This is a genomic window from Vibrio satsumensis (genome assembly GCF_050337435.1).
Taxonomy (GTDB): Bacteria; Pseudomonadota; Gammaproteobacteria; order Enterobacterales; family Vibrionaceae; genus Vibrio; species Vibrio satsumensis.
In genome coordinates, this window is sequence record NZ_JAKJSX010000008.1 from 357,268 (window position 1) to 364,208 (window position 6,941).

Genomic DNA, 6,941 nt, shown 5'->3' on the forward strand with positions numbered 1-6,941 from the left:
TCAATTACTGGTTTTGAATATAAACTTATATCATGAACAAATATCAAACGAATAGGGAATTTTTTGAGCCAATCGACCTTTAAAAAAACGCCGTTACTCTTAGCAATGATGATTATTGCTACGGGGCAGGTAGGTGTGAGTATCTATTTGCCATCTTTGCCGTTAATTGCTTCTGACTTAAGTGTGACTCAGGTAGATGTACAGCTGCTCGTCACGCTGTTCCTTGTGGGTTTTGGCCTGTCTCAGCTACTTTATGGACCTATGTCTGATGCGGTGGGAAGACGGCCTATCTTCTTGTTAGGCCAGGGCGTTTATTTGATTGGTACTATCGTTTGTGTCGTGTTTTCTGACAACATGCTGGCGCTAGAGGTTGGCCGTTTGTTGCAAGGTTTAGGAGCGGGTAGTGCTTCGGTTCTCGGACGAAGTGTGCTCCGCGACAGTTATGATGGCCCTCAACTGACCAAAGCGTTGTCTTATATCTCGATCACCGCTTCGATCATGCCTATCATTGCGCCTGTATTTGGTGGTTGGATTTCATTTCACCTCGGGTGGCAAGCGGTGTTCCTGTTTGTTCTACTGTATCTACTGGCAATATTCACTCTGGGTTACTTTGTGTTGCCTGAGACTTTGCCATATGGAAAGAGTCGCTTTGATGCCTGCCAAGTGGTGAAGAACTACGGACGCTTGTTGACTAACCGCCAAGTGTTGACCAGTGCCAGTTATAACTGGATGAGCTACATGGCAAGTTTGGTATCTTTATCGCTGTTTCCATTCTTAATGCAAGAGCAGTTAGGGCTGACTGCCGCAGAATACGGCACATTGATGATTGTCCCTTCGGCAGGCTTGCTGGTAGGTAGCGTCGCTTTAAACTTGCTCAATCGTAGGTTTAGTACGCGTCAACTGATGAGCCTAGCTATCTTGATTATCTTGGCGTCGGGAACTTGGCTTTTGACTCATGAGTTATCCATCTTTAACTTAGTTTGGGCGTTTACTTGGCTGACTATTGCGCAGGGTATCTCTTTTCCTCTCTCTATTAGTATGTTGTTGGAACCACATAAGAAACAAGCTGGTGCGGTCTCTGCATTGTCGGGTTCAATTCAGATGTGTTTGGCGGGTTTACTTGGTGGGTATCTCGTCGAGAGTTGGGTGACGACTTACCTACAGTTAGGTGTGTTCTACTTGATTATAGGAGGAGCTATGGGGGGCGTGCTTTGGTCTTCAACCAAAATGAACAAGAAAGATGATACTGTTGAAGTGGAATATAGCTAAATGCCTAGTCCACTATCGTCCAATGCACCATCGTTAATACGTTGTATTTGTGCTGATGGTTTTCTACAATGCTTCGGTCCATTGAATAGGTAAAAACAAAATGCAGCAAAATGAATTTGAAGTACTGGTAAAAGCTATCTGCGCACTAGATGGCCTGCCTCAAGCGCTTGAGTTATTGAAATCCAATGAGGATACAGAAGTCGCTGAGGCTGCTGCATCACTGACTGGTCAATTTGCACTAGCTGAAGTGGAAGGCGAAAAGCGTATTTACCACGTGACGCTTCAAGAAAATGAACAAGGCGAAGAGCAAGAGTACATCGAACATGTCATGAATGAAGGCGATGACTTAATCAAATTTGCAGCTTGGTTCTTTGAAACAATGTTTGAATTGAAGCAAAAAGACACATACCAAATTGCTGGTAAAACTTACAGACAGCCAAAGCGCAGCTAGGGTTCTTAGTAAAGTATTTTAGAAAGCAGCTCTCTGAGCTGCTTTTTTTTATAAGCGTCTAAATCAATGTGTTGGACTGTTATTAGGAATGGAGCATTAAGCTCAAACCAGAATTCAGGTTAACTCATTGATATACATAGACAGTGCTGATTAGCACAGAGACAAAATTAGGTTTATTGCAAATTAATGGCTCTTATTGCATTAAGGTGTGATGTAGGTCTTGTTTTTGGGCGTTTTAAGTGTAAAATCCGCGCTAAGGAAAGTTGATTATGTGCGGAGATAAGCATGAATTACGAACTAGGCCATGCATACCTTGGTCAAATGGCAGCAAAAAACATGATGCACGAAGCATTGTATGGCAAGCCAAAGCCAAAAAAAACATCATTCCTTAAGCGAATGATGAAGAAAATGGCTAAATAAGCATTTTAAAAAACGGAATTTTAAAAGGCCTTAAACATCTATGATGTTTAAGGCCTTTGTCGTTTTAGCGATTGATGAAGTTCATCGCCCTGTTTTGTTGTGGATGGACACAAAAAACACTGATTAATTCACGATTGGATTTATAGCTCTGTGTGAGCTTAGCCTGCTGATTGGTTGGACAGATCGACAACATTATTTGGGATGCTATCTAAGCCATTCTCTTTCATCCATGCATCTAAGTTGTCTGCTCCACCGATGTATTTACCATCGAGCCAGATCTGAGGGACAGTTACTGGTGTTTTCTCACCAATGTGCGCTTTTACCTCTGGAATCATACGATACAAAGCTGCGCTGTCTTTTACGACATCGTGGTATTGGTACTCAACACCCGCTTCATCAAGCATTTTCTTTGCTTTGACGCAGAATGGGCATGTCGCTTTCCCGTAAACAATGTTGCCTGTTAGGGTATCTCTTTTGGTCCACTCTTTGATTACTGATTGAACGAGCACGCCGCGATTGAGTGCTTCGCCTTGGCTGACGACTTTACCTTCAACGACAAGAATTGGCGCATGCCAAGAACCCAGTTTAAGCGGTTCCCACCAATGAGATAACCAATCTTTCACTTCCAGTTCGACATCGACATCGGCTAGTTCATTCTCAAAAGTGTCCTTAAGAATGTCTTTAGTAAGGGTACATTCTCCACATGGGATATTGACTTTAAATGGACCCCAGCTGCCTGCCCAACGGTATAGTGTAATCTTGACTGGTTTCTTCATGGTTACGACCTCGTTTAAAATTCTCTTATCAATATAGAACGGACAGTAGCGTTATTTATTTCATTAGCTTTAAACTTTCTTCGATTTCGCTGGCCTTTTTGTTTCCCAATGGGTAATGAAAGCAACTGACGCAATGATAATCGCAGCCCCTAGCCATAAACGACCTGGTGGAACCCAGCTGAAGACTAGCCAACCAGCCAAGACATTAAGTGGTAATTTCGCGTGATCGAACGGTTGAACGAAAGAGGCATCAGCCACCGAGTATGCTTTTACGATTGCCCATTGTGCAAGCGCAGTCATTATGCCAATGACAGCTAATATTCCCCAGATAGTGCCACCGCTCGGAGTTTGCCAATCAGGAACTGCGAGAAGAAGGTTGAAGGGTGTAATCAGGAGAAGAAGGTAAACCACCATGGTTGATGGGCTGTCTTGCGAGGAGAGCTTTTTCACCATAAGAGAGTAGCACGCCCAAAAGAATGCAGCGCCAACTGGCAGTAGCGTTGCCCAGCTAAAATCTTCTGCCCACGGTTCCAAAATAACCATGGCTCCCACGAAACCCGCCAAGGTTGCACCCCAACGAGCAGCGCCCACTTTCTCTTTTAGAAAAAGCCCAGAACCTATAGTCGCGAATAAAGGCGAAGTCATGAGAAGGGCAATACCTTGCCAAATAGGCACTGGGTAAGCCAGTGCCCATATCCAAAGTTGAATACCAATAACAGACAAGAAGACACGAAATACGTGCAATTTTAGGTTGTCGGTTTTTAGTGCGCGGCGAATCCCCAGCGTTTTCAGATAAGGAAGAATCGCGAACAACGCGATAGCGTATTGAATGACGGCAACGGTAGTAGAAGTCAGTCCGAAGTGAATGCTAGCTATTTGGGTTAGGCTATTAATAATGGCAAAGGCTAGGCCTGCGGTTAGCATCCAGCTAGCGCCTTGGATCGGATGGTGTTGTGACATGATGCTTCTAATTATTTGATATGGTCCACCTATGATACGGATTTAGCAAGACTTAACCAGAAAAAGCATCGATGAAGTTAGTCAGAATATTTGAACAAGAAAAAGGTTGAGCCATTGTCCAACCTTTTTAGTCTCTATCTAAAGTCGATTTAGATTAGAAGTCGTAACGGATGCCCGCTTGTAGCTGGTCATCTTTATTGTCTAGCTGTTCAAACTTGTAACCAGCATAGGTACGGATGTGGCCGTTAAACTTATATACTGCTTCAATAGCAAAGTTATTTGCTTCTTCGTCAGCCGCTTTATCGAACTCACCGTAGTTGTATACACCAATTAGTGATAACTGCTTAGTTGCTTTGAAGATAGCTGAAAGCTCGTAGCCAGTGTAATCTTCATCTGCAACTGAAGCCATTGTGTATAAGCCACCAACAGTAAACGCATCCATCGAGAATTGAGCTACAAGGTTAATCTGGTCATCATCGAAGTTACCATTCTTTTGGGAAACGTAACCAGCACCAAGGTCAAAAGCGCCTAGGTTGTACATAGCAGCAAGACCAAAGCTGTCCGCATCTTTTTCATCGGCTGCGATGTAGTTTGCTTGAACTGTCAACGCGTCAAATTCGCCAGAGTAAAGGAAGTTGTTTTCGCGTTTGTCTTTGTTACCAGCGACAGCATCAGCGGCATCTGCACCAAATGTAGCCATCGTATCTGTAATATCTGTCAACATTACTTGAGCTGAGTCTTGCTTACCGTAAGAAAATTCTCCGAAGTTGGTACCAAGACCAGCAAAGAAGTAACGGTTAGTAAGTGAGTCAGTTTTTTCTCCGTTAACACCAACAGCTGTGTCTCCTGTAAACTCAGCTTCATATTTACCAAAGCCGTATAGTTCATCAGAAACTTGAGTTTTTCCTGAGATATTTACGCGGGCACGTGACTTGTCTTTAAAAGAGCTGTCAGACGCACTTTCGTTGTTATCAGAGACGTTGAAGCGAGCTTCCGCACGACCGCCAATTTTAAGTTCCGTACCATCCGAGCTGTAAACTGTTGCTGCTAGAGATGAACCTGAAACTAGTGCCGCTACCACTGCAGAAGCTAGAACTGCCTTTTTCATAATCACTTACCTTGTATTTTAAAATCCGTGAGCAATGTGCTCTCCGTTTCGATATGAAGCTAATTTAGAACAGCTAAATTAAGCTTTCATTTCTATAAAATTACATTTTCGTGAATGGGGAACTTTTTTAAGTTTTGATTTTATTGCACTTTTATTTCATCAGACTGAGTGTTCTGTGAATAGTTATACAAGTTGCGTGTATTTCAAAGGTCACATTGACAAGTTTTACCTTGGAATCACGTATGTCGATGCTGGTGAATTTTGGGAGCGCTTTAGAGCTTGTTAATCTGATTAACTGCTTGTACTGGTTAAGATATCCTCTATGATGCAAAAACTTAGAAGAGAATAGATTTTGCTCAACAAGATGGAGACGTTGGATGAAAACAGAGTACTTAGGCGATGTTTTACAAGGCAGACAGGTTATTGGCTCTTTGAATGTTGAAGACTTACCCGTTGGAGAGCATCAGTTTTGGTTTCAAGTAACCAGTGATGGACTAGGGCAGCCTAAGAATATGCCGGTTTCTGTTTTCAAAGGCAGCCAAGATGGCCCTAAATTGATGATCACTGCCGGCATTCACGGTGATGAGCTAAACGGTGTGTTGGCTGCTCAGCAAATTATCCGTGACTTAGTGGGTAAAACCCTAAAAGGCTCGGTAACGATTGTGCCTACGGTGAACTTGTCAGGTTTGTTGAACCATAGTCGTGACTTCGTCTCTTCAGATCCTGGCTCATGTCCTGCGAATCTTAATCGACTCTTTCCGGGTGATGCACATGGTTTAGCTGCGGAGCGCTTTGTTGCGTCTCTGTGGGATCGCTTACTTAAGCTCAATGCGACATTCGCTGTTGATCTCCATACTCAAACTCGTGGCGCGGTCTACCCACTTTATGTGTTTGCTGATTACCGAATTGAACAATGTTTGGAGATGGCAAGGTTGATGCAACCTGATTGTGTGCTTAATGATCCTGGCGACCCGGGTATTCTTGAAACGGTTTGGAATCGAAGTGGAATACCAAGTATCACGGTGGAAGTAGGCATGGGTAAGCTTACTCAGCCTGAAATGATTCAAAGAGCAGTAGACGGCGTTTTGAATATGCTCTCCTATTACGAGATGCTTGAAGTTGAGGGAAAAGATCCGTTGGGGACAAGCCAGTTGCCGAGTATGGATTGGATTGAAGGTAACAATGTGGTATCTATTCGTGCTGATATTGGTGGTTTTGTTCTGCCTCAGGTCGAGCTTTTACAAAGCGTGGAGCAAGATGATTTGTTAGCAATTCAATATGACGCTTTTGGTAATGAGTGTCGCCGCTATCACGCGCCATCTGCTGGATGTGTCCTTAGCTATAACGTGGATGCGTTAAGGGAACCGGGTGCACTTGTTTGTCGCTTGCTGAGTTAGGGTTCAGTTGATTGGACGTTTCCGTGTTAATGCGCTGTGTCGCCATCTAAAACACGCAAAAAAAAAGACCGAGCAAGGGGCTCGGTCAAAAGACAGTTGTCTAGAGTAAGCACGTCTTGGACTCATCGACAGAACTGCTTTTAGAGTAGCGAGTGTAGATTAAGAATCCATTGCAAGATAGTGACACTTCGACTGCTTTTCTGTTTCAAAAATAATATTGAAAACATTATTTTAAGCTCATCAAAATGCCGACTACGAGTCGGCTTTTTATTCACTTCTCTTTCGAATTTTTATCTCTGTGTACCGTCCTAAATATGGTTGACACATTTCCAACATGAAATTGGAGAGTGTCATGAAAACAACAAGTAGACGTACTCAACGAGATTATTCTCTTGCCTTTAAATTGTCAGTCGTAAGCCAAGTTGAAAAAGGCGAAATGACTTATAAGCAAGCTCAAGAACGTTATGGGATCCAAGGTCGCTCTACCGTTTTAGTTTGGCTTCGCAAACATGGTCAACTAGATTGGTCTAAAGGAACAGAACAATCGAGAGCGTTAGGAG

Annotated in this window: 7 protein-coding genes and 1 pseudogene; 5 read left to right on the top strand and 3 right to left on the bottom strand. The window is 43.2% G+C overall.

Features of this window, described 5'->3' with window-relative positions; translation table 11 throughout:
* Positions 1-63 precede the first annotated feature (63 nt).
* The 3 genes from L4C44_RS12515 (at position 64) to L4C44_RS12525 (ending at position 2,140) form a co-directional block, all read left to right on the top strand.
* The gene (locus L4C44_RS12515) at positions 64-1,269 is read left to right on the top strand and encodes a multidrug effflux MFS transporter (RefSeq protein ID WP_428805159.1); all 1,206 of its coding nucleotides are present in this window, start codon (positions 64-66) and stop codon (positions 1,267-1,269) included.
* 100 nt (positions 1,270-1,369) lie between these two features.
* Positions 1,370-1,720: a hypothetical protein gene (locus L4C44_RS12520; protein ID WP_017057980.1), complete on the top strand. Its 351-nt coding sequence runs from the start codon at positions 1,370-1,372 to the stop codon at positions 1,718-1,720.
* Positions 1,721-2,005: 285 nt separating this feature from the next.
* On the top strand, positions 2,006-2,140 hold the full coding sequence (locus L4C44_RS12525) for a hypothetical protein (RefSeq protein ID WP_279626256.1): 135 nt from the start codon (positions 2,006-2,008) through the stop codon (positions 2,138-2,140).
* A 158-nt stretch (positions 2,141-2,298) separates the two neighbouring features.
* Here L4C44_RS12525 and L4C44_RS12530 read toward each other — a convergent pair whose 3' ends face one another.
* The 3 genes from L4C44_RS12530 to L4C44_RS12540 form a co-directional block, all read right to left on the bottom strand.
* The gene (locus tag L4C44_RS12530) at positions 2,299-2,916 is read right to left on the bottom strand and encodes a glutaredoxin domain-containing protein (RefSeq protein WP_146490908.1); all 618 of its coding nucleotides are present in this window, start codon (positions 2,914-2,916) and stop codon (positions 2,299-2,301) included.
* Between the two features lie 69 nt (positions 2,917-2,985).
* Positions 2,986-3,876, bottom strand: a complete 891-nt coding sequence (locus L4C44_RS12535) for a DMT family transporter (RefSeq protein WP_146490907.1) — start codon at positions 3,874-3,876, stop codon at positions 2,986-2,988.
* 154 nt (positions 3,877-4,030) lie between these two features.
* The gene (locus tag L4C44_RS12540; RefSeq protein ID WP_060980515.1) at positions 4,031-4,984 is read right to left on the bottom strand and encodes a porin; all 954 of its coding nucleotides are present in this window, start codon (positions 4,982-4,984) and stop codon (positions 4,031-4,033) included.
* 377 nt (positions 4,985-5,361) lie between these two features.
* On the opposite strand from L4C44_RS12540, the gene L4C44_RS12545 reads away from it, so the two are divergent.
* Both L4C44_RS12545 and L4C44_RS12550 read left to right on the top strand, forming a co-directional pair.
* The gene (locus L4C44_RS12545; RefSeq protein ID WP_428805160.1) at positions 5,362-6,381 is read left to right on the top strand and encodes a succinylglutamate desuccinylase/aspartoacylase family protein; all 1,020 of its coding nucleotides are present in this window, start codon (positions 5,362-5,364) and stop codon (positions 6,379-6,381) included.
* 352 nt (positions 6,382-6,733) lie between these two features.
* Positions 6,734-6,941 (top strand): annotated as a pseudogene (locus L4C44_RS12550) (IS3 family transposase); the annotation flags it as partial.